Annotated in this window: 12 protein-coding genes, 3 tRNA genes and 4 rRNA genes (1 of these 19 only partly in view); 2 read left to right on the top strand and 17 right to left on the bottom strand. The window is 38.0% G+C overall.

What is annotated here, in order from left to right:
* The 9 genes from FLAK523_RS06125 to FLAK523_RS06085 form a co-directional block, all read right to left on the bottom strand.
* Positions 1-47 (bottom strand) — tRNA-Ile (locus FLAK523_RS06125) (it extends 27 nt beyond the left edge of the window).
* Positions 48-174: 127 nt separating this feature from the next.
* Positions 175-1,688 (bottom strand): 16S ribosomal RNA (locus FLAK523_RS06120).
* Between the two features lie 1,082 nt (positions 1,689-2,770).
* Positions 2,771-2,880: ribosomal RNA gene (gene rrf / locus FLAK523_RS06115) — 5S ribosomal RNA — on the bottom strand.
* A 144-nt stretch (positions 2,881-3,024) separates the two neighbouring features.
* Positions 3,025-5,902: ribosomal RNA gene (locus tag FLAK523_RS06110) — 23S ribosomal RNA — on the bottom strand.
* A 204-nt stretch (positions 5,903-6,106) separates the two neighbouring features.
* Positions 6,107-6,180: transfer RNA gene (locus FLAK523_RS06105), tRNA-Ala, on the bottom strand.
* Positions 6,181-6,269: 89 nt separating this feature from the next.
* A tRNA-Ile gene (locus FLAK523_RS06100) sits at positions 6,270-6,343 on the bottom strand.
* Positions 6,344-6,470: 127 nt separating this feature from the next.
* Positions 6,471-7,983, bottom strand: a 16S ribosomal RNA gene (locus FLAK523_RS06095).
* Together the 16S, 23S and 5S rRNA genes with 3 tRNA genes alongside form the textbook arrangement of a ribosomal RNA operon.
* Positions 7,984-8,813: 830 nt before the next feature.
* A complete protein-coding gene (locus FLAK523_RS06090; RefSeq protein ID WP_248907611.1) occupies positions 8,814-10,049 on the bottom strand; it encodes an ABC transporter permease in 1,236 nt (411 codons plus the stop codon).
* A 47-nt stretch (positions 10,050-10,096) separates the two neighbouring features.
* A complete protein-coding gene (locus FLAK523_RS06085) occupies positions 10,097-10,591 on the bottom strand; it encodes a YkgJ family cysteine cluster protein (RefSeq protein WP_248907610.1) in 495 nt (164 codons plus the stop codon).
* 72 nt (positions 10,592-10,663) lie between these two features.
* Between FLAK523_RS06085 and FLAK523_RS06080 the strand changes: the two genes are divergently transcribed.
* The gene (locus FLAK523_RS06080; RefSeq protein ID WP_248907609.1) at positions 10,664-11,368 is read left to right on the top strand and encodes a bifunctional 2-polyprenyl-6-hydroxyphenol methylase/3-demethylubiquinol 3-O-methyltransferase UbiG; all 705 of its coding nucleotides are present in this window, start codon (positions 10,664-10,666) and stop codon (positions 11,366-11,368) included.
* A 69-nt stretch (positions 11,369-11,437) separates the two neighbouring features.
* Here the strand turns inward: FLAK523_RS06080 and FLAK523_RS06075 are convergent, their stop codons facing one another.
* The 7 genes from FLAK523_RS06075 to FLAK523_RS06045 all read right to left on the bottom strand — a co-directional run bounded on the left by FLAK523_RS06075 (position 11,438) and on the right by FLAK523_RS06045 (position 17,958).
* On the bottom strand, positions 11,438-12,070 hold the full coding sequence (locus FLAK523_RS06075; RefSeq protein ID WP_248907608.1) for a 7-carboxy-7-deazaguanine synthase QueE: 633 nt from the start codon (positions 12,068-12,070) through the stop codon (positions 11,438-11,440).
* 163 nt (positions 12,071-12,233) lie between these two features.
* Positions 12,234-13,901 carry a lipopolysaccharide assembly protein LapB gene (locus tag FLAK523_RS06070; RefSeq protein WP_248907607.1) on the bottom strand — a complete coding sequence of 556 codons (1,668 nt, stop codon included), beginning with the start codon at positions 13,899-13,901 and terminating at the stop codon, positions 12,234-12,236.
* Positions 13,902-13,917: 16 nt separating this feature from the next.
* Positions 13,918-14,856 carry a PstS family phosphate ABC transporter substrate-binding protein gene (locus FLAK523_RS06065; RefSeq protein WP_248907606.1) on the bottom strand — a complete coding sequence of 313 codons (939 nt, stop codon included), beginning with the start codon at positions 14,854-14,856 and terminating at the stop codon, positions 13,918-13,920.
* A gap of 233 nt (positions 14,857-15,089) precedes the next feature.
* Positions 15,090-15,887, bottom strand: coding sequence for an energy transducer TonB (locus tag FLAK523_RS06060; protein WP_248907605.1), 798 nt, complete (start codon positions 15,885-15,887; stop codon positions 15,090-15,092).
* A 37-nt stretch (positions 15,888-15,924) separates the two neighbouring features.
* Positions 15,925-16,473, bottom strand: a complete 549-nt coding sequence (locus FLAK523_RS06055; protein ID WP_248907604.1) for a biopolymer transporter ExbD — start codon at positions 16,471-16,473, stop codon at positions 15,925-15,927.
* Positions 16,474-16,491: 18 nt separating this feature from the next.
* Entirely contained in the window at positions 16,492-17,103 is a 612-nt protein-coding gene (locus tag FLAK523_RS06050; RefSeq protein ID WP_248907603.1) for a biopolymer transporter ExbD, read from the bottom strand.
* A 36-nt stretch (positions 17,104-17,139) separates the two neighbouring features.
* A complete protein-coding gene (locus FLAK523_RS06045; RefSeq protein ID WP_248907601.1) occupies positions 17,140-17,958 on the bottom strand; it encodes a MotA/TolQ/ExbB proton channel family protein in 819 nt (272 codons plus the stop codon).
* Positions 17,959-18,330: 372 nt separating this feature from the next.
* On the opposite strand from FLAK523_RS06045, the gene FLAK523_RS06040 reads away from it, so the two are divergent.
* Complete coding sequence (locus FLAK523_RS06040; protein ID WP_248908055.1) at positions 18,331-19,875, top strand: helicase HerA-like domain-containing protein; 1,545 nt, start codon at positions 18,331-18,333, stop codon at positions 19,873-19,875.
* A gap of 108 nt (positions 19,876-19,983) precedes the next feature.
* On the opposite strand, the gene FLAK523_RS06035 is transcribed toward FLAK523_RS06040, so the two are convergent.
* Positions 19,984-21,321 carry an NAD(P)/FAD-dependent oxidoreductase gene (locus tag FLAK523_RS06035; protein ID WP_248907599.1) on the bottom strand — a complete coding sequence of 446 codons (1,338 nt, stop codon included), beginning with the start codon at positions 21,319-21,321 and terminating at the stop codon, positions 19,984-19,986.
* Positions 21,322-21,376: the final 55 nt, after the last annotated feature.

Below are 21,376 nucleotides of genomic sequence, written 5' to 3'. Positions count from 1 at the left end.
CCCCTACATTATCAGTGTAGTACTCTAACCAGCTGAGCTACGAGACACTCTTTATTCTTAAATTGTATTATTTGAACTAACAGCAAGAGTAATAAATTTTAATTTTTGTTTCCGATTTCTCTTTTCGTCTCTTTCCCCAGCGTGTTGATAAATCAACTAACACTAAGGCTCTAGAAAGGAGGTGTTCCAGCCGCACCTTCCGGTACGGCTACCTTGTTACGACTTAGCCCTAGTTACCAGTTTTACCCTAGGCAGCTCCTTGCGGTCACCGACTTCAGGCACCCCCAGCTTCCATGGCTTGACGGGCGGTGTGTACAAGGCCCGGGAACGTATTCACCGGATCATGGCTGATATCCGATTACTAGCGATTCCAGCTTCACGGAGTCGAGTTGCAGACTCCGATCCGAACTGAGAACGGTTTTGTAGATTCGCTCCTACTTGCGTAGTGGCTGCTCTCTGTACCGTCCATTGTAGCACGTGTGTAGCCCAAGGCGTAAGGGCCGTGATGATTTGACGTCATCCCCACCTTCCTCACAGTTTGCACTGGCAGTCTCGTTAGAGTTCCCGACATGACTCGCTGGCAACTAACAACAGGGGTTGCGCTCGTTATAGGACTTAACCTGACACCTCACGGCACGAGCTGACGACAACCATGCAGCACCTTGTAATTTGTCTTGCGAAAGATCTGTTTCCAAACCGGTCAAACTACATTTAAGCCTTGGTAAGGTTCCTCGCGTATCATCGAATTAAACCACATGCTCCACCGCTTGTGCGGGCCCCCGTCAATTCCTTTGAGTTTCAAACTTGCGTTCGTACTCCCCAGGTGGGATACTTATCACTTTCGCTTAGCCACTGAGATTGCTCCCAACAGCTAGTATCCATCGTTTACGGCGTGGACTACCAGGGTATCTAATCCTGTTCGCTACCCACGCTTTCGTCCATCAGCGTCAATCCATTAGTAGTAACCTGCCTTCGCAATTGGTATTCCATATGTAATCTCTAAGCATTTCACCGCTACACTACATATTCTAGTTACTTCCTAATAATTCAAGTCAGACAGTATCAATGGCCGTTCCACCGTTGAGCGATGGGCTTTCACCACTGACTTATCTGACCGCCTACGGACCCTTTAAACCCAATGATTCCGGATAACGCTTGGATCCTCCGTATTACCGCGGCTGCTGGCACGGAGTTAGCCGATCCTTATTCTTACAGTACCGTCAAGCTCCGACACGTCGGAGGGTTTCTTCCTGTATAAAAGCAGTTTACAATCCATAGGACCGTCATCCTGCACGCGGTGGCTGGTTCAGGCTTGCGCCCATTGACCAATATTCCTCACTGCTGCCTCCCGTAGGAGTCTGGTCCGTGTCTCAGTACCAGTGTGGGGGATCTCCCTCTCAGGACCCCTACCCATCGTAGTCTTGGTAAGCCGTTACCTTACCAACTAACTAATGGGACGCATGCTCATCTTTTACCGTTGTGACTTTAATTACATCCTGATGCCATACGTAATACTATGAGGTATTAATCCAAATTTCTCTGGGCTATCCCTCTGTAAAGGTAGATTGCATACGCGTTACGCACCCGTGCGCCGGTCTCTAGGAAGCAAGCTCCCTATACCCCTCGACTTGCATGTGTTAAGCCTGCCGCTAGCGTTCATCCTGAGCCAGGATCAAACTCTTCATCGTATATTATGCGAATCAAATTGCTTTGATTCTATTTATGTTTGACTGAAGATCTATCGGTTTTTTCAAATCTCTCGATTCATTACTCTTTATTCTTGTGTTCTTGAAATCTCTCTCAAAAACGGCTGTCAATTCAATATGTCTAGGAACGTGTTCTTCTTGTTTTTAAACCTCTTAAAACACTTAGCGTGTTTCTCGAAGCGGGTGCAAAGATACTATCTTCTTTCTAATCTCACAAATCTTTTTTCCGATTTTATTCAGTTAATTTTGATTTGGTTTTCATTAAAAAAGTAAGAACTTGTTTGCTGTTGCGGGTGCAAAAGTAGACACTTTATTCAGTTATTCAAGCTTTTTGAACCGTTTTATTTTATGTTTTTTCAATTAAAACTATATATAGTTGATATCGTGTGTTTTGCAATTCATACTCTTTGCCGTAAATTATCATTTAAACAATTAAAAAGCCATATCAGACCCTTTCTAAACTCATAAAACAACTATTAACCTCTCTCATAATCCAAATAATTTCTCTAGACACCGTCATTAAAAACAACAATAACATACCCAATCCCCATAGTTACCACAAAGCTGAATTGCATAAATTAAAAAAACAGCACCAATACCCCCTTTAAACTATCCTTAGTTATTACTTTGCAGCAACAATCAAGTCCTCTTTTTAAGACTATCGAACGCTAAACCACACCCTATTCCTGTTTTATTTTAAGAGACTCAACTGCATATTACATCCGTTTAATAAATAAAAAAAATGATGAATCAATAAATCAAAATCTCACAATCCCTGTTTAACTTTTATAAAAGAAAAAAATATAGTTCAATCCTAAGAAAACAAAGAAATAGCCGCTTATAAAATCAAAATACAGAATAATCAGGATCAGGAACAAAACCTGGGGAGGATTTAATATAAAATCAAAAGAGTATAAAATAAAAAAAACCGTTTCACAGAAAGGGGTTTTAGAATCTGTAACAAGTCCAGATTAAAGAAAGACGACAAGCCGAGCCGTTAGGCGAACACGTCGATCCTATGAAAAACAAAAAAACCCTATCCGGTTTGGATAGGGTTTTCAAAAGAAAGGCGACGACATACTCTCCCACATAACTGCAGTACCATCTGCGCAGGCGGGCTTAACTACTCTGTTCGGGATGGGAAGAGGTGAGCCCCGCCGCAATAACCACCTTAAGGTTGTTATAATTGCTTTGGGCAATTATCATAATTATTAATTAACTAAAGTTAACTATCAATTACAAAATATCTTAACATACTGAGATAAAGAAAAAAGTATTTTTTAGAAAGTTTCTCCCCCCGCCGAAGCAGGGGAAAAGTGTACATAAGCTTACGGGTTATTAGTACTACTCGACTATGACATTACTGCCTTTACATCTATAGCCTATCAACGTGGTCATCTCCCACGACCCTTAAAAGAAATCTCATCTTGTGGTGGGTTTCGCGCTTATATGCTTTCAGCGCTTATCCCTTCCAAACGTAGCTACTCTGCGATGCTCATGGAACAACAGATACACCAGAGGTTTGTCCAATTCGGTCCTCTCGTACTAGAATCAGATCCACTCAAATTTCTTGCGCCCACAGTAGATAGAGACCGAACTGTCTCACGACGTTCTGAACCCAGCTCGCGTGCCACTTTAATGGGCGAACAGCCCAACCCTTGGGACCTTCTCCAGCCATGTGACGAGCCGACATCGAGGTGCCAAACCCCCCCGTCGATATGAGCTCTTGGGGGAGATCAGCCTGTTATCCCCGGCGTACCTTTTATCCTTTGAGCGATGGCCCTTCCATGCGGAACCACCGGATCACTATGCTCTACTTTCGTACCTGATCGACCTGTATGTCTCTCAGTCAAGCTCCCTTATGCCATTGCACTCTACGCACGGTTACCAAGCGTACTGAGGGAACCTTTAGAAGCCTCCGTTACTCTTTTGGAGGCGACCACCCCAGTCAAACTACCCACCAAGCAATGTCCCCCGCGTTCGCGGGGTTAGGCCTCAGACAAACAAAGGGTTGTATTTCAACAATGACTCCACAACGCCTAGCGACGCCACTTCACAGTCTCCAACCTATCCTACACATCATTTGTCCAAGGTCAATACTAAGCTATAGTAAAGGTGCACAGGGTCTTTTCGTCCCACTGCGGGTAAACGGCATCTTCACCGTTACTACAATTTCACCGAGCTCATGGCTGAGACAGTGTCCAGATCGTTACACCATTCGTGCAGGTCGGAACTTACCCGACAAGGAATTTCGCTACCTTAGGACCGTTATAGTTACGGCCGCCGTTTACTGGGGCTTCATTTCAATGCTTCTCCGAAGATAACATCTCCACTTAACCTTCCAGCACCGGGCAGGTGTCAGGCCCTATACTTCATCTTACGATTTTGCAGAGCCCTGTGTTTTGATAAACAGTCGCCTGGACCTCTTCACTGCGGCCACGCCGTAAAGCGTGGCGACCCTTCTCCCGAAGTTACGGGTCTATTTTGCCTAATTCCTTAGCCATGAATCTCTCGAGCACCTTAGGATTCTCTCCTCGACTACCTGTGTCGGTTTGCGGTACGGGTACTCATTACCTGAAGTTTAGAGGTTTTTCTTGGAAGCCCTTAGGCGCACTATCTCTTTGTCCGAAGACTCCGAGTACTATCGTATTTCCCCAAGATCTGTGGATTTGCCTGCAGATCTTATAGGTAGGTACTTCAACGAACTATTCCGTCAGTTCGCGGCGCTTTCATCACTCCGTCACCCCATCACAGTAATAAGTAGTACGGGAATATTAACCCGTTGTCCATCGACTGTCCCTTTCGGGTTCGCCTTAGGTCCCGACTAACCCACAGCTGATTAGCATAGCTGTGGAAACCTTAGTCTTTCGGTGTGCGGGTTTCTCGCCCGCATTATCGTTACTTATGCCTACATTTTCTTTTCTCACCAGTCCAGCATACCTTACGATACACCTTCTACCCTGTGAGAATGCTCCCCTACCACTCCATAATTTAATATGAAATCCATAGCTTCGGTAATACGCTTATGCCCGATTATTATCCATGCTCGTCCGCTCGACTAGTGAGCTGTTACGCACTCTTTAAATGAATGGCTGCTTCCAAGCCAACATCCTAGCTGTCTATGCAGACAAACCTCGTTCTTTCAACTTAGCGTATATTTGGGGACCTTAGCTGATGGTCTGGGTTCTTTCCTCTCGGACTTGGACCTTAGCACCCAAGCCCTCACTGTTATGAAACATTATATAGCATTCGGAGTTTGTCAGGAATTGGTAGGCGGTGAAGCCCCCGCATCCAATCAGTAGCTCTACCTCTATATAACTTTACGCATAACGCTGCACCTAAATGCATTTCGGGGAGTACGAGCTATTTCCGAGTTTGATTGGCCTTTCACCCCTACCCACAGGTCATCCGAAGACTTTTCAACGTCAACCGGTTCGGTCCTCCACTGTGTGTTACCACAGCTTCAACCTGCCCATGGGTAGATCACACGGTTTCGCGTCTAACACTACTGACTAAAGCGCCCTATTCAGACTCGCTTTCGCTACGGATCCGTGGCTTAACCACTTATCCTTGCCAGCAACGTTAACTCGTAGGCTCATTATGCAAAGGCACGCCGTCACCCCACGAAAGGGCTCCGACCGCTTGTAAGCGTATGGTTTCAGGATCTATTTCACTCCGTTATTCACGGTTCTTTTCACCTTTCCCTCACGGTACTGGTTCACTATCGGTCTCTCAGGAGTATTTAGCCTTAGCGGATGGTCCCGCCAAATTCAGACAGGATTTCTCGTGTCCCGCCCTACTCAGGATACCACTATCGTTATCTTCTATTACTTATACAGGGCTATCACCTTCTTTGGCTCTACTTTCCAGTAGATTCTAATTCTATCCGCAACAAATAACGTGGTCCTACAACCCCAACATTGCCGTAACAACATTGGTTTGGGCTAATCCGCGTTCGCTCGCCACTACTTACGGAATCACTTTTGTTTTCTTCTCCTCCGCCTACTTAGATGTTTCAGTTCAGCGGGTTTGCTCACCTATCGGTGTACTATGTCTTCAACATAGTGGGTTGCCCCATTCGGGTATCTACGGATCGATCGATGTGTGCTCGTCCCCGTAGCTTTTCGCAGCTTATCACGCCCTTCATCGCCTCTGAGAGCCTAGGCATTCCCCATACGCCCTTATTTTGCTTATTGTACCAATCTTAAAATCAATTAAGACCGTTTTTTCGATTTACTAAATAAATAGTAAATCTGCTTTCTACTTTTATTATTTTCTTATCTCAATATGTCAATGAACTTTTTTCTAGGCAATAGGTAATAGCCAAAAGGCATTAGTATCGCTTCGTTATCTAGTTTTTAAACTCTTGCCTATTGGCTTTTGTCTAATTACTAAATTAGTGGAGAATAACGGAGTCGAACCGTTGACCCCCTGCGTGCAAGGCAGGTGCTCTAGCCAGCTGAGCTAATTCCCCAATCTATTTATGAATTGTGAATTACGAATTACGATGTATATCGTGATTTATCAACTCTAGAATTTCTTCTTTTATTTAAGTATAAATAGTTGTCTCGGACAGACTCGAACTGTCGACCCCTACATTATCAGTGTAGTACTCTAACCAGCTGAGCTACGAGACACTCTTTATTCTTAAATTGTATTATTTGAACTAACAGCAAGAGTAATAAATTTTAATTTTTGTTTCCGATTTCTCTTTTCGTCTCTTTCCCCAGCGTGTTGATAAATCAACTAACACTAAGGCTCTAGAAAGGAGGTGTTCCAGCCGCACCTTCCGGTACGGCTACCTTGTTACGACTTAGCCCTAGTTACCAGTTTTACCCTAGGCAGCTCCTTGCGGTCACCGACTTCAGGCACCCCCAGCTTCCACGGCTTGACGGGCGGTGTGTACAAGGCCCGGGAACGTATTCACCGGATCGGGCTGATATCCGATTACTAGCGATTCCAGCTTCACGGAGTCGAGTTGCAGACTCCGATCCGAACTGAGAACGGTTTTGTAGATTCGCTCCTACTTGCGTAGTGGCTGCTCTCTGTACCGTCCATTGTAGCACGTGTGTAGCCCAAGGCGTAAGGGCCGTGATGATTTGACGTCATCCCCACCTTCCTCACAGTTTGCACTGGCAGTCTCGTTAGAGTTCCCGTGACTCGCTGGCAACTAACAACAGGGGTTGCGCTCGTTATAGGACTTAACCTGACACCTCACGGCACGAGCTGACGACAACCATGCAGCACCTTGTAATTTGTCTTGCGAAAGATCTGTTTCCAAACCGGTCAAACTACATTTAAGCCTTGGTAAGGTTCCTCGCGTATCATCGAATTAAACCACATGCTCCACCGCTTGTGCGGGCCCCCGTCAATTCCTTTGAGTTTCAAACTTGCGTTCGTACTCCCCAGGTGGGATACTTATCACTTTCGCTTAGCCACTGAGATTGCTCCCAACAGCTAGTATCCATCGTTTACGGCGTGGACTACCAGGGTATCTAATCCTGTTCGCTACCCACGCTTTCGTCCATCAGCGTCAATCCATTAGTAGTAACCTGCCTTCGCAATTGGTATTCCATGTGTAATCTCTAAGCATTTCACCGCTACACTACATATTCTAGTTACTTCCTAATAATTCAAGTCAGACAGTATCAATGGCCGTTCCACCGTTGAGCGATGGGCTTTCACCACTGACTTATCTGACCGCCTACGGACCCTTTAAACCCAATGATTCCGGATAACGCTTGGATCCTCCGTATTACCGCGGCTGCTGGCACGGAGTTAGCCGATCCTTATTCTTACAGTACCGTCAAGCTCCGACACGTCGGAGGGTTTCTTCCTGTATAAAAGCAGTTTACAATCCATAGGACCGTCATCCTGCACGCGGCATGGCTGGTTCAGGCTTGCGCCCATTGACCAATATTCCTCACTGCTGCCTCCCGTAGGAGTCTGGTCCGTGTCTCAGTACCAGTGTGGGGGATCTCCCTCTCAGGACCCCTACCCATCGTAGTCTTGGTAAGCCGTTACCTTACCAACTAACTAATGGGACGCATGCTCATCTTTTACCGTTGTGACTTTAATTACATCCTGATGCTATACGTAATACTATGAGGTATTAATCCAAATTTCTCTGGGCTATCCCTCTGTAAAAGGTAGATTGCATACGCGTTACGCACCCGTGCGCCGGTCTCTAGGAAGCAAGCTCCCTATACCCCTCGACTTGCATGTGTTAAGCCTGCCGCTAGCGTTCATCCTGAGCCAGGATCAAACTCTTCATCGTATATTATGCGAATCAAATTGCTTTGATTCTATTTATTTTTGACTGAAGATCTATCGGTTTTTTCAAATCTCTCGATTCATTACTCTTTATTCTTGTGTTCTTGAAATCTCTCTCAAAAACGGCTGTCAATTCAATATGTCTAGGAACGTGTTCTTCTTGTTTTTAAACCTCATAAAACACTTAGCATGTTTCTCGAAGCGGGTGCAAAAGTACAACTTCTTTTCATTCTCGCAAGCGTTTTGAAAAGTTTTTTTTTAGAAACTTTCGTTTCTCTTTTTCTTTCTTTTTAAACCCGGTTTCCCGTGTTTCGCTTACTCAATTTATTAAAGAACTTGTTTGCTATTGCGGGTGCAAAACTACCTCCTTTTTTCAGTTATTCAAGCTTTTTAAACGCTTTTATTTGATGTTTTTTTATCTTTAATTTTAAATTGCTTAAAACGTGGCTGTTGAAAGCAAAAGTTTTCCCTCTCTCTTCTTGCGTCCGAAGAAAAGGGAGTATTTACGAGAGTGGTTAGCGAAGATTGATGGGGATTTGTTGAAATTTAAAACTAAAAAAAAAAAAGATTCCAACCTCCAGAAGAACGGAAGCTTTGAGAATATTGAAGTCGATTTATATCATTGCTTATATAATGAATAAGAAATGATGTCTCAAAACAAAGTTTAGATACCGAGGTTGCGTTAGGGATAGAAGTGAAAAGCCCACAGTCCCGATTTTTTTCGGGACGAGGACTTGTAACGGATAGCCCGGCCTATTATAAAAAAAAGAGACTATTCCTTATATATAGGTATAGTCTCTTTTTTTTTATAATGGGGAACGCCCAAATGATTCATTAATCGAAACGAATCGCTTTGACCGGGGATATTTTTGTTATTATATAAGAAGGAATCAGTAAGACTAGAAAACAAACTCCGATTGTAAGCAGGTTTAATAATCCTATATACCCCCAATTTAAATATACGGGAGCTTGAGTGACATAGTAATTCTCTGGATTCAGTTTAATTATACCAAAGTATTGCTGTAACAATAATAAAGAAATACCGATTAGATTACCCCAAAACAACCCTCGAAGAATAAGATAAGAAGCATTGTATAAGAATATTTTCCTAATACTCCAGTTACTCGCCCCTAATGCTTTTAGAATCCCTATCATTTGAGTCCGCTCGAGAATAAGCACTAACAATGCAACTACCATATTTATTGTAGCAACTAAAATCATCACAATCAATATGACTATAATATTAAAGTCGAATAATTGTAGCCATTCAAATATATAACTGTATTTCTCTATGATGCTTTTAGTATCCAATGTCGAACCCGTTTTTTTATAAACTTGCTCTGCCGTCTCTTTGATATTATCAAAATCAGTCACAAATACTTCAAAAGCACCGACCTGATCCGACTTCCATTTATTAATCCGCTGTATGTGACGAATATCACCTATTACATAAGTAGCATCGAATTCCTGAAATCCAGAATTAAAAATACCAACGATATTAAATCTACGAAGATTAGGCGATTTATTTTGGGTTTCTTTCATAAAGAAAGTATTGAAATCATCACCCACTTTAAGTTTAAGCCTATCAGCAAGGAATTGAGAAATCACCACTTCCTCGTTCAAATTAGATTTGAGATTAGGCAACCTTCCTTGAATTATATATTCTTTGATGTTATCCCACTTATAATCATTTCCGACCCCTTTGAAAACAATCCCTTCGAATGCTGTTTCGGTTCTAATAATTCCTGCTTTGGTCGCGATAGCTTGTATATGACTTACTGCATCAACCGAATTGAAATTGGGATAAAAATCTTGATTTGTTAAAACTGGAACAATTGTAACATCAGATTGATTATTGTCGAAGTTGGAAATAATCACGTGTCCGTTGAAAGCCGAGATTTTCTCTCTAATTTTTTGCTGCAAACCAAGACCAGTCGCAACTGAAACAATCATCATAATCATCCCTATGGAAATCGCCGATATTGCAATTTTAATAATTGGTGCAGATATACTACTCTTGTTATCCTTAGCAGTTATGAGTCTTTTGGCAATGAAGTATTCTAAATTCAAGTTTTTCGATTTGATTAAGCAACAAATATAAAGCTATTCGACAACAATTAAAGCGGCAACTTTTTTTTCATTTCTTCTACAATATTATAGGCAGCGGGACAAATAGATACGTTCGTTAAAGTAAGGTCCGTAATTTGCTGAAATTTCTTTCTGTCAGTATGCGGGAACTCCCTACAGGCTTTTGGACGCACTTCATAAATCATACAGGCGTTTTCATTATCCAAAAAAGTACAAGGCACGCTTTGCAACACATAATCTTTATCTTCGTCAACCCTTAGGTATTGCTCGATAAACTGTTGTGGTTTTTGTCTAAGATATTTAGAAACTCGTTCAATGTCAGCAGAAGTAAATAACGGACCAGTGGTTTTACAACAATTGGCACATTTTAAGCAATCCGTTTTTTTAAATTCGGCATCATGTATATCTTGCATTACATAATCTAAATTCTTAGGTGTTTTCTTTTTAAGCTTATCGAAATACTTTTTGTTTTCGATATGCTTATCTTTGGCAAGTTTTCCCAGTTCGTTTAAAGAAGGTTTCAATAAAATAATTTAAAGTTGATATCGGCAAAAATAAACTATCTAAACTTAAACAGTAAACTTTAATCTATAAAAATGAAAGACCTCTTCGGAAAAGCCATTCTTGATTTCCAAACCAAGAACTCCCCTGAAAACATAATTACGGAAACATCCATATCTGAAGCAGATGAAATGAGTGTAGATTATTTATTTCGATCTTATATGGAAATGCCATTATTAGAACAAAAAGCACTAGATCTTGTCAAAGGAAAAACACTTGATGTGGGATGCGGAGCAGGGAGTCACGCTCTTCATTTACAAAACGAACGAGATCTTGAAATAACTTCTATTGACATTTCTGCAAATGCAATTCAGGCATGCCAGCTTAGAGGACTAAAAAACGCCCGAGTTCAGGATGTTTTAGATATCGAAAACGAAACCTACGATACTATTACGCTACTTATGAACGGTACAGGAATTTTTGGAACCATCAAAAACACCCCTAAATTTCTACAGAAATTAAAATCACTGTTAAATATTAATGGGCAAATATTAATTGACTCTTCAGACATTATCTATATGTTTGATGAGGATGAAGATGGAGGAAAGTGGCTTCCTTCAAACGGATATTATGGCGAACTAGAATTCAATATCACATACAAAGGAGAGAAAGAAGATTCATTCCCGTGGCTTTATCTTGATTATAATACTTTACAGAATGCCGCGCATGACAATGGATTAAAATGCGAATTGATTCAGGAAGGCGAACACTATGACTATTTAGCAAGACTAAGCATCTAAAAGTTAACTTTTCAAAACATAAAAAAGCCAAACAACAATTGTTGTTTGGCTTTTTTATGTTTTGAATATTTATGGAATATTCAAATATTTGTGAGTTTGCAGTGACACCCTCCATTTTGGATTGTTCATAACGTAATCAACAATCAGCGGTGTCATCTCTTCTTTCTTGCTCCATTCTGGCTGAAGGAATAAAATCGCTTCTTCATTTACTAAAGCAGCTTGTTCTTCTGCAAAAATAAAATCATGTTTGTTATGAATTATTACTTTCAGCTCGTTTGCATTATCATAAACGGTTTGAGTTGGCAGTTTATTCTTTTTAGGAGACAAACAAATCCAATCCCATATTCCTGATAAAGGATAAGCTCCCGAAGTCTCGATATGTACTTTCCTATTATTGTTCTTTAGATTTCGAGTCAATAAACTCATATCCCACATCAAAGGTTCACCACCTGTAACAACAACTGTTTCTGCATATTTACTTGCATTTTCGACTATAATATCAACAGCTGTTGGAGGATGTAATTCTGCATTCCAACTTTCTTTGACATCACACCAATGACAACCTACATCACACCCACCAATTCTAATAAAATATGCCGCTGTTCCAGTATGATATCCTTCTCCTTGAATTGTATAAAACTCTTCCATCAAAGGCAACATAGCTCCTTTATTTACTTCTAATTGTATTTCTTTTGATAACATTATTCTAATTTAAAACGCAAAGATAGGTAATTTGAAAAGGAGTCAATTTAATAATCCCAAAATGCATAAAATAATAAATATAATAGTAACTCGCATAACGACATAAAAAAACCGATAGCTTTGAAACTATCGGTTTTTCTTTATAAAAATACAATCGATTTGATTACTTAAGAGTTTTCAATGATTGAATTGCGTAATTATTTGTAGGATCGATTGCTAATGTTTTAGCAAAAAATTCTTTAGCTTTTACTTTATCAAAGTTAGCATAACCCGCTGCCATAGTGTTATAACATTCGATCATTTTAGACTTCACTGTAGGTTTAGCCATTTCTTCAGCACCTTTTTTAGTTACAATATCAATGTATTGTTGATAATACATAATCATTGCTTCATCATTCTCCATTAAACTATTAGTTCTAGCACGAGAAAGGTATACATCTTGAGTATCAGGAGAAGCTGTAATAACGTTACCAAAAGCTTTATCCGCTTTTTTCAATGCTTCCATATCTTTTACTACACCTGAACCTGCGTTATCAAAATAAATTGCGTTACCTAAATAGTAATTATCATATAAAAAACTTTTAGATTCATTATTAGATGTTGCTATTTCCAATACTGCAGCAGCTTGTTTATATAATCTATTCTCATACAAACCTTTTCCTACTTCACCTAGGTGAATTGTCATAGTACTATCTACAATTACCGCCTGACGAATATCTTCAAGACCAGCATTGAAAAGCACAGGATCTACAGATGTACCATCAGCAGAGGTTCCTTTACTAATTTTAGACAATCCAATATAAAGATGATCAAGACCAATGATTTCATTAGTTCCAGCAGCAATAAAATCTGTTATTGATTTAATAGCTAAGTCCGGATTACCATTCTTATATGCTGAATATCCTAAATAACGTAAGATTCTAGGGTTCACCTTATCTAATTCCTTCATTTTATTAGCTTCAATTTCTAAAGCTTTGTAATCACCAGCTAAAATAAGGAAATCTGCATGACGCATACGAGAAGCCAATGAATAATCTGTCATAGTCATGTATTTTTCATAAAATGACAATGCTTCTTTAATATATTGATCGAATCTTCCAGGAACATTATTAGCCCAATAATAATACGTCTCAGCTAATTCTCTATAAACAGGACCATAAGAAGGGTTTATAGCAATAACTTCATTATAAGCAGCAACTGCTTCTGTATAAGCTTTTGCTCCTTTAAGCAAAACTCCTAATTGCATTTTTGCTCTAATCAAAGTGTTATCAGCCTGATAAGCATTACGATAAGAAGCGTATGCATCATTCTGATTTTTATCTCCGTAAAAAGCATCACCGTATGTTAAAAGTACTTGTGGCTCTTGTCCAAACTTCTCCTTCGCATTATCTAGTGTTGCAATAGCATTTTTATAATCAGGTTTTGAAGTATTCATATACGCCTTGGCGATATAAACATATTCTTCAAAATCTTTTCTTCTCATATCTTTTTTAGCTAATTCAAATTTAGCTTTGGCAGCAACAACATCTCCTTTATTAAGATCAAGTTGACCAAGTCCAATATAATTGAAATTTGCCGCATCTTTAGCACTTAAACCATTTTGATATGATATTTTAGCTGAATCAGCAACTTTTTGCTCAAGATATACGTTCCCTAAAAGAAAAAAAGCAAATCCCTCAGAAGGATTAGATTTAATAATCGATTTCAAAGTCGATTTTGCACTTTCATATTTTTCAGCGTCAATTGCTTTTTTGGCTTGGTTTATATCCTGAGCTTGAGCAACAGTTACAGTGGCCAAAAACGCAATACTTAAAATTTTAAACTTGTTCATTTTAACTTTATTTGATTTATTTTTTTTCATTTTCTTTATCATTATTAATTCCGTTTCTAATTAACATTTTTCGACCTGGAGTTCGTACGGGTAACAATCCAGATTTTAAAATTATCCTTTGTCCAACTTCCCCGGCAACAAATGATGCAAAACCCATTCCTAAACCGGAGTACCCTTGACAGTTTATTATATACAAATCACGTGCCAAAGGATACGTGCCCTCTGCAATATTATTTTGCGTAGGCGCAAAATAACCACTGCCTGCAAGCCCCTTCACGTTAAGAACATTGACTTTTTTAACATAATCCTTCATGGCAGGTAATGGTTGAGACAACCAATTTACTCCTACTATACCGATCATACCGTCATTTTCAGAAACAAATTTAATTACTTCATCATTAATTTTAAAAGAGAAAATTCCTTTTTCAGGTATTTCTTTAAGTCCTGCCAACTCATTCATAAAACGCACAGTACTTGAATTTGGATTATCAAAAACCAGCCCTTTTATTTTTGAATCTCTTTTACCTTGCATAAAATGAATTACATCCTGAAGGGCAATCAAAGTATCCTTGTTGTTTTTATTGGCAATAAAAGCGATGGCATCTGTCCCAATAATAGTTTGTTTAGGAACGATTTTTTTAAACTCGAATTTTTTAGACTCATCAGCCGTTAATTTTCTGGACAAAACTACAATACTTGATGTGTCTTTAAGAAAAGCTTGCACTAGCTCTTTTTCAGATTTAGCATCCAATGTAATTTTAGCTTCATACTTGTTTTCAAAAACCTCTATCTGATCTTCAATTATAGGTTTAAGGGTTTCGTCTACAATAATAGTCACTTTACCTTTCAAAATTGTTTCTTTCCCATTGTCTTTATTATCATTTTGCTTACAAGCAAACAATACTAAAATAACAGCAAAAACAACTAAAAACGGAAGATTGGCTAATTTTTTCATAATCTAATCTTTGTTATCGTTAATAATACGAACAAATCGGATAAAAGAGTATACAATAAGTAGAATTCCAAAAGCTAACCTATAAGAAGGCTTCATTTCTAATGGAAAATTCTTCATAAAGATAATAAATAATCCTAAGACAATATATACTAAGAAAAACAAAATCCCTAAAACGAGAAGAAATCGCTCTTTAAGCGATTTCTTCTGTATATTACTACGTAATTTGTATAACATTAATCCGCTGTTTGAATAGTTATCGGTAAAGAATAAAGAACTCTTACCGGTTTTCCATTTTGAACTCCAGGATTCCATCTAGGACATTTGTTCAATACTCTGATAGCTTCTTTTCCAGTTCCATAACCGATATCTCTTAATACTTTAATATCTGTTAATGAACCATCTTTTTCAACTACGAAAGTAACATAAACTTTACCTTTCAAACCTTCTTCTTCTGGAGCACGATAGTTTTTACCAACATAAGAGTAAAATTTATCCATACCTCCTGGAAACTCAGGTTTTACTTCAATACCTGCAGTATTGTAGATTTGATTATCAACTTCTTCAACTACTTTACTAGGACCAGTACCAACCGGAGCAACAGACAAAACTGCATCTGGATCTCCTTTAATAGTTTCAGCACCAATTTTTTTCTCTTTCATTTCGATAATCTTCGGTGGCTCTTCAGTCACTTCTGCTGCTTTAGCTACTACCGGCTTCACAAACTTTACCTGATCCACTTTTGGTGGTGGTGGTGGTGGTGGTGGCACATTTAATTTAGGCTCTTCTTTCTTAGGAGGCAATTTTATCGCAGTGATTTTAATATCCCTGTCAATACTTTCATCCTCACTACTAGGAATTAAGTCTATGATAAGAGGTGCCGCCAGAGCAAAACTAAAAAAGATAGCTCCAAGAACAAGCGCTTTAATAGTAGTTTTTCTGTTTGACTTTCTTAATTCATAAGCTCCGTAAACTTTATTACGCCCTTCGAATACGATTTCAAGCCATTGATTTTTTAATATGTCTAATTTCATTTTTCTTAATTATTAGGTTATTGGGGCATAAGAATACTTACTTTCCTTCTAACAATTTTTGTTCCTCCGGTGTAAATTCAGGTACGATAGCATAGGTTTCAACACCTGTAATCGCCATTTCATCAAGAATATCAACTAAGTTTTTGTAATTTGATTTCTTACTAGGTTTAATAATAACAATTATCCCTTTGTCTTTCTTTCCTGTATATTCCACAACCGATACTTTTCTAGACAATAATTCTTTACGAATTCCGTCTTTACCAAAAGTCATCTCTTTAGGACCACCAATAGGCGTTGCTAACAACCCCATATAGTACACTAACTTATTATCATCCCCTAACAATAACGTCATGGTACGATTTTCATCTACTTTAATATCTTTATTCTTAGTAGGATCGTCATCTTTATCTGGCAACCCCAAACTCATCGATTGAGGTTTAGACAACGTAGTGGTAAGCATGAAGAATGTGATCAATAAAAAGGCCAAATCAACCATGGCAGTTAAATCAACTTTTGCGTTTGATTTTTTACTTCTTACTTTTCCACCTTTTCCGCCTCCACCGTCGCCGGTATTTAATTCAGCCATTATAGTGTCTTTTTTTTATTAAAAATCTTTTCCTCTTAAACCTGTAACTAAACTAAAGCTATTGATTTTTTGCTCTTGCAAAATATCCATAATTTTTTTAATTGCTGGATATTCTTCTTTTCCATCACCTTTAATGGCAACTTGCAATTCTTTATCATTTATCTCTATATTCGCGATACGCGCATTATAGATCCATTCCTTCAACTGATTATCAAGTGAGTCAATAGGAATACCAGGTTGCCCAGCTTTACTCCTATCTCCTGCTTTCATTTCGATAATTTGTTTAAGGTTAAGAATTGGCACACCAAAGTCATCCATCATTGAAAACATCTTCTTATCCTCATCAGTAAATTCTACACTGTATTTCTCTGACATCAATTCTAAGGTTCTCATACGAACTTCTCTCCCTTTCAAATCAAAGAAAACCTTTCCTTTACCTACAGTTAAAGTAGCCAAATCAGAATCAGGCAATTTAGTTTGAACTGTTGAAACAGGTGTGTCTACAACAAGTGCCTCAGGCACTTTTGCTGTTGAAGTCATTACAAAGAAGGTAAGCAAAAGGAATGCAACATCGCACATCGCAGTCATGTCTGTAGACCCTGGATTTTTTTTTATTTTTATTTTAGCCATTCTTTTTGTTTTTTATTTGATAAAATTATCAAATTATTATTGCTTCAAACTTCCTCTGAATCTTCTGTAAGTATTCACAATAGAAACAGCAGCTTCGTCAATAGAATACGTCAAGTCATCAATTTTTGATGTAAAGAAATTGTAAGAAATAATCGCTACAGCTGAAGTACCAATACCTGTAGCAGTATTAATAAGTGCCTCAGAAATACCAGCAGCAAGAGCAGCTTGATCTGGAGTTCCAGCAGCAGCTAATGCACCAAACGCTTTAATCATACCCGCAACTGTACCTAACAATCCCACAAGAGTTCCCAAAGAAACTAAAGATGAAATAATAGTCATGTTTTTTTGCAACATAGGCATTTCAAGAGAAGTAGCTTCTTCAATTTCTTTGTGAATAGTCTCAGACGCTTCTTCACTATTAAATCCTTCTTTCTTAACAGCTTGATACTTTAATAAAGCAGATTTTATTGCATTTGCAACAGAACCTTGTTGTTTATCACATGCAGCAATAGCTTCATCAATTTGACCTTCTTTAATACTTGCTTGTATCTTAGTCATAAAAGTATCTAATTTAGTTTTACCAGCTGCTTTAGATATAACAAAGAATCTTTCAATAGAAAAAACAAGAACCATTAACAACATCCCTAATAAAATAGGCACAATTGCTCCACCATGATAAACCTGACCTAACGTATTTAATGGATGTCCTGTTTCAGCATTTCCTCCTTCAAAATTCGCAGGATTACCCATGATAAATTTCCATATCAAAACACCTACACCAACACATGCCATAATAATAAGTCCCGAAACCATTCCTCCTCCGTTTGAAGTGCTTTCTTTTTTAACGTTTGCCATTTTTTTTAATTTTAATAGTTTTAAATAATTTATTTTTAGTTATAATAAACTTGTAATGGAGCAAATTTATATGTTTAGTTTAAATAAAAAAACTTTTTTTAATTTTATTCGAATTAAATTTATTTGAAATTTAAAATTCTAAATTAATTCATTTGAATATTCATCAATATTCGCAATCAAATCACATACATTTCAATACATAACGCATCAATTTATGAATTATTGCAATTATATTTCAACTACACAACAAAAAGTGTTAAAAAAACTTTTTTTTGTTATTATCAACAAAAAAGGAAATAAATTGCAGTAAACGCTAAAAACACCTACTTTTAAAAAGCAAAAACTTACATGTATTCAAATTTAGACAATATTATGAATAGAAAAGATGACTTTATAAAACATATCACTGATGGATACAACTCAAAAGGAGAAAGTATAATTATAGGTGGCGCAATCCTAGATGGAGATCCAATTGCAGATGCACATGTCAAAATACCTTTAAAGACCTTAAATAGACATGGCCTGATCGCCGGGGCAACCGGGACGGGAAAAACCAAAACTATTCAGGTTTTATCAGAACAATTATCATCATTTGGCATTCCAGTTTTAATGATGGATATAAAAGGAGATTTTAGCGGAATTGCAAAAGAAGGAGAAGAGAAAACATTTATATCTGAACGACACGCCAAAATAAACATTCCATATAAAACCTCAAAATTCCCAGTGGAATTATTGACGCTTTCTGAACAAAATGGAGTACGGCTTAGAGCCACCATATCCGAATTTGGCCCAGTTCTATTTTCAAGGATATTAGGATTAAACGACACCCAGTCCGGAGTGATGTCGGTTATATTTAAATATTGCGATGACAATAAAATGCCTTTATTGGACATAAAAGACATCAAAAAAATAATCAATTACATTACCGAAGAAGGAAAAGAAGAAATCACAAAAGATTACGGTAAAATCTCGACCTCTACAACCGGAACAATCTTGCGCAAAATTATTGAACTAGAGCAGCAGGGTGCTGATCTGTTTTTTGGAGAAATGTCATTTGATATTGATGATCTAATGCGAATTGATGAAAATGGAAAAGGATACATCAATATTATTCGGTTGACAGACATTCAGGACAAACCTAAATTATTTTCCACTTTTATGTTGAGCATGCTTGCTGAAATATACCAACAAATGCCTGAAAAAGGAGATTCTGACCAACCTGAATTAGTAGTGTTTATTGACGAGGCACATTTGATATTCAATGAAGCCAGTAAAGTCTTATTAGAACAAATAGAAACTATTGTAAAACTAATTCGGTCTAAAGGAATTGGAATATATTTTGTTACTCAAAATCCAATGGACGTACCTAGTGGCGTTCTTGCTCAATTAGGCTTAAAAGTACAACACGCTTTAAGAGCATTTACCGCCAATGACAGAAAAGCGATAAAACAAACAGCCGATAACTATCCTACATCCGAGTTTTACAACACAAGTGAGATCCTTACGAGTTTAGGAATTGGAGAAGCCTTAGTCACGGCTCTAAACGAAAAAGGCATCCCTACCCCATTAGTCGCAACTATGCTGAGAGCTCCAATGAGCAGAATGGATATACTAACCGAAAGTGAGATCCAGAATATCAACAACGAGTCTAAATTGGTAAAAAAATACAGCGAACTTATAGACCGTGAAAGTGCTTATGAGATGCTCAATAAAAAAATTGCTGTTATAGAAACAGAAACCGCTAAAAAAGAAGAAAAAGAGGAAGAGCTAAAAGAAAAACAAGCAGAAATAAAAAGAAGCAGCAAACAAACTACTAAAACTACTGATGCCATAGGAAAAACGGTTTTAAAAGTACTTACAAGCGCAACTTTCATTAGAGGAGCATTTGGGATACTAACTAAAATGTTTAAAAAATAGCGGCCTGAAAGTATTATTTCTTTTCAACGTTTTATTCTATAACACCCTCAAAACAAAAAAAGACATATTGAAAAATCAATATGTCTTTTTTTGTTTTAAATCGTATACTTATTTTAACAATTCCAGCATTTTTTTTTCTATTTCAGGACTATCCCAAATTGCTTTGATATTTGGTATTCTCATAACCTCTTCCATAATTGCGTTTTGTTCATCACCTAACGTCAAAGCCTCAGTATATGGACGATCACTAAATGTAACTCTGCTGTAAAGTGGAATCCATTTATCTGGATATTTATCTGAAAATGATTTTTCAATTTTCTTTTGCAAAAGGAATTTTTCGTCGGCAGTTTTCGAGCTCATCTCCATAAAATTACGATACGAAAGTTCGGCTATTGCATCTGCATTTGGCTTGCGGTCAATTTGGTATTCAGAAAAAATTATTTCCCAGTCATCACCATATTTTTCCATCATTTCATATAAATATGAAATATCCTCAAAACCTGCATTCATACCCTGTCCATAAAAAGGAACAATAGCATGACAGGCATCACCAATTAAAGCTACTTTATCTTCATAAGTCCAAGGAAAACACTTCATTGTCACCAAGGTACTCGTTGGGTTTTTAAAGAAATCCTCGGCTAAATTAGGAATTACTTCAATAGAATCAGGAAAGTTTTTTTCGAAAAAAACTTCAACATCTTTCCGCTCTGTGAGTGACGAAAAAGAATTCTCACCATCAAAAGGCATGAATAATGTACAAGTGAAACTTCCGTCAAGATTAGGTAATGCAATTAACATATAATCGCCACGAGGCCAAATGTGGAATGAGTTTTTATCTAATTTATGCGTTCCGTCAAGATTTGCAGGTATATTCAATTCTTTATAGCCAATATTCAAAAATTCTTGTGAATAATTAAACATGCTCTGACGCTGCATACGGTGACGGATTCTAGAAAAAGCACCATCAGCTCCAAAAACCATATCGTATTTTTTTTCTTCCCATGCTCCTCTTTCGGTTTCCCCAATATGCAAAGTAGCATCATCAAGGGTAACATCCCAGATTTTATGTTCGAAGAAAAACTCGGCACCGGCTTCTTCTGCCAAATCAATCATTTTTCTATTTAGAATGCCTCGCGAAATCGAATAAATACATTCTCCTTCCTGACCATAATTCTGAAAATTAAGTTTGTCAACCAAGTGAATCGCGCGTTTACCCATAGGAATAGCTATTTCACGCACTGCATCACCTACCCCAACACCATCAAGTGCTTTCCATCCACGATTTGACATTGCCAAATTTATGGAGCGTCCCGAAAACTGAATTTGTCTAATATCCGGACTTCTATCGTATATATGTACTGTATGACCTGCTTTTCGAAGATAAATAGCTAATAAAGACCCGACTAAACCAGACCCAACTACAGCTATTTTTTTTGGTGTTTGCATTCTTAATTATAAAAAGTTAGGCAAAATTACTGATTATATATTTCAAGGGGTTTAA

The organism is Flavobacterium sp. K5-23 (genome assembly GCF_023278045.1).
Lineage (GTDB): Bacteria > Bacteroidota > Bacteroidia > Flavobacteriales > Flavobacteriaceae > Flavobacterium.
The sequence above is the reverse complement of the archived record's forward strand: the minus strand, read 5'-3'. Positions and strand labels throughout refer to the sequence as shown.

Coding starts and splice junctions, on each gene's coding strand:
- FLAK523_RS06065 (WP_248907606.1), bottom strand. CDS start 14,856: ATGAAAAAATTAGCCAATCTTCCGTTTTTAGTTGTTTTTGCTGTTATT.
- FLAK523_RS06055 (WP_248907604.1), bottom strand. CDS start 16,473: ATGGCTGAATTAAATACCGGCGACGGTGGAGGCGGAAAAGGTGGAAAA.
- FLAK523_RS06075 (WP_248907608.1), bottom strand. CDS start 12,070: ATGTTATCAAAAGAAATACAATTAGAAGTAAATAAAGGAGCTATGTTG.
- FLAK523_RS06035 (WP_248907599.1), bottom strand. CDS start 21,321: ATGCAAACACCAAAAAAAATAGCTGTAGTTGGGTCTGGTTTAGTCGGG.
- FLAK523_RS06040 (WP_248908055.1), top strand. CDS start 18,331: ATGAATAGAAAAGATGACTTTATAAAACATATCACTGATGGATACAAC.
- FLAK523_RS06060 (WP_248907605.1), bottom strand. CDS start 15,887: ATGAAATTAGACATATTAAAAAATCAATGGCTTGAAATCGTATTCGAA.
- FLAK523_RS06045 (WP_248907601.1), bottom strand. CDS start 17,958: ATGGCAAACGTTAAAAAAGAAAGCACTTCAAACGGAGGAGGAATGGTT.
- FLAK523_RS06050 (WP_248907603.1), bottom strand. CDS start 17,103: ATGGCTAAAATAAAAATAAAAAAAAATCCAGGGTCTACAGACATGACT.
- FLAK523_RS06080 (WP_248907609.1), top strand. CDS start 10,664: ATGAAAGACCTCTTCGGAAAAGCCATTCTTGATTTCCAAACCAAGAAC.
- FLAK523_RS06070 (WP_248907607.1), bottom strand. CDS start 13,901: ATGAACAAGTTTAAAATTTTAAGTATTGCGTTTTTGGCCACTGTAACT.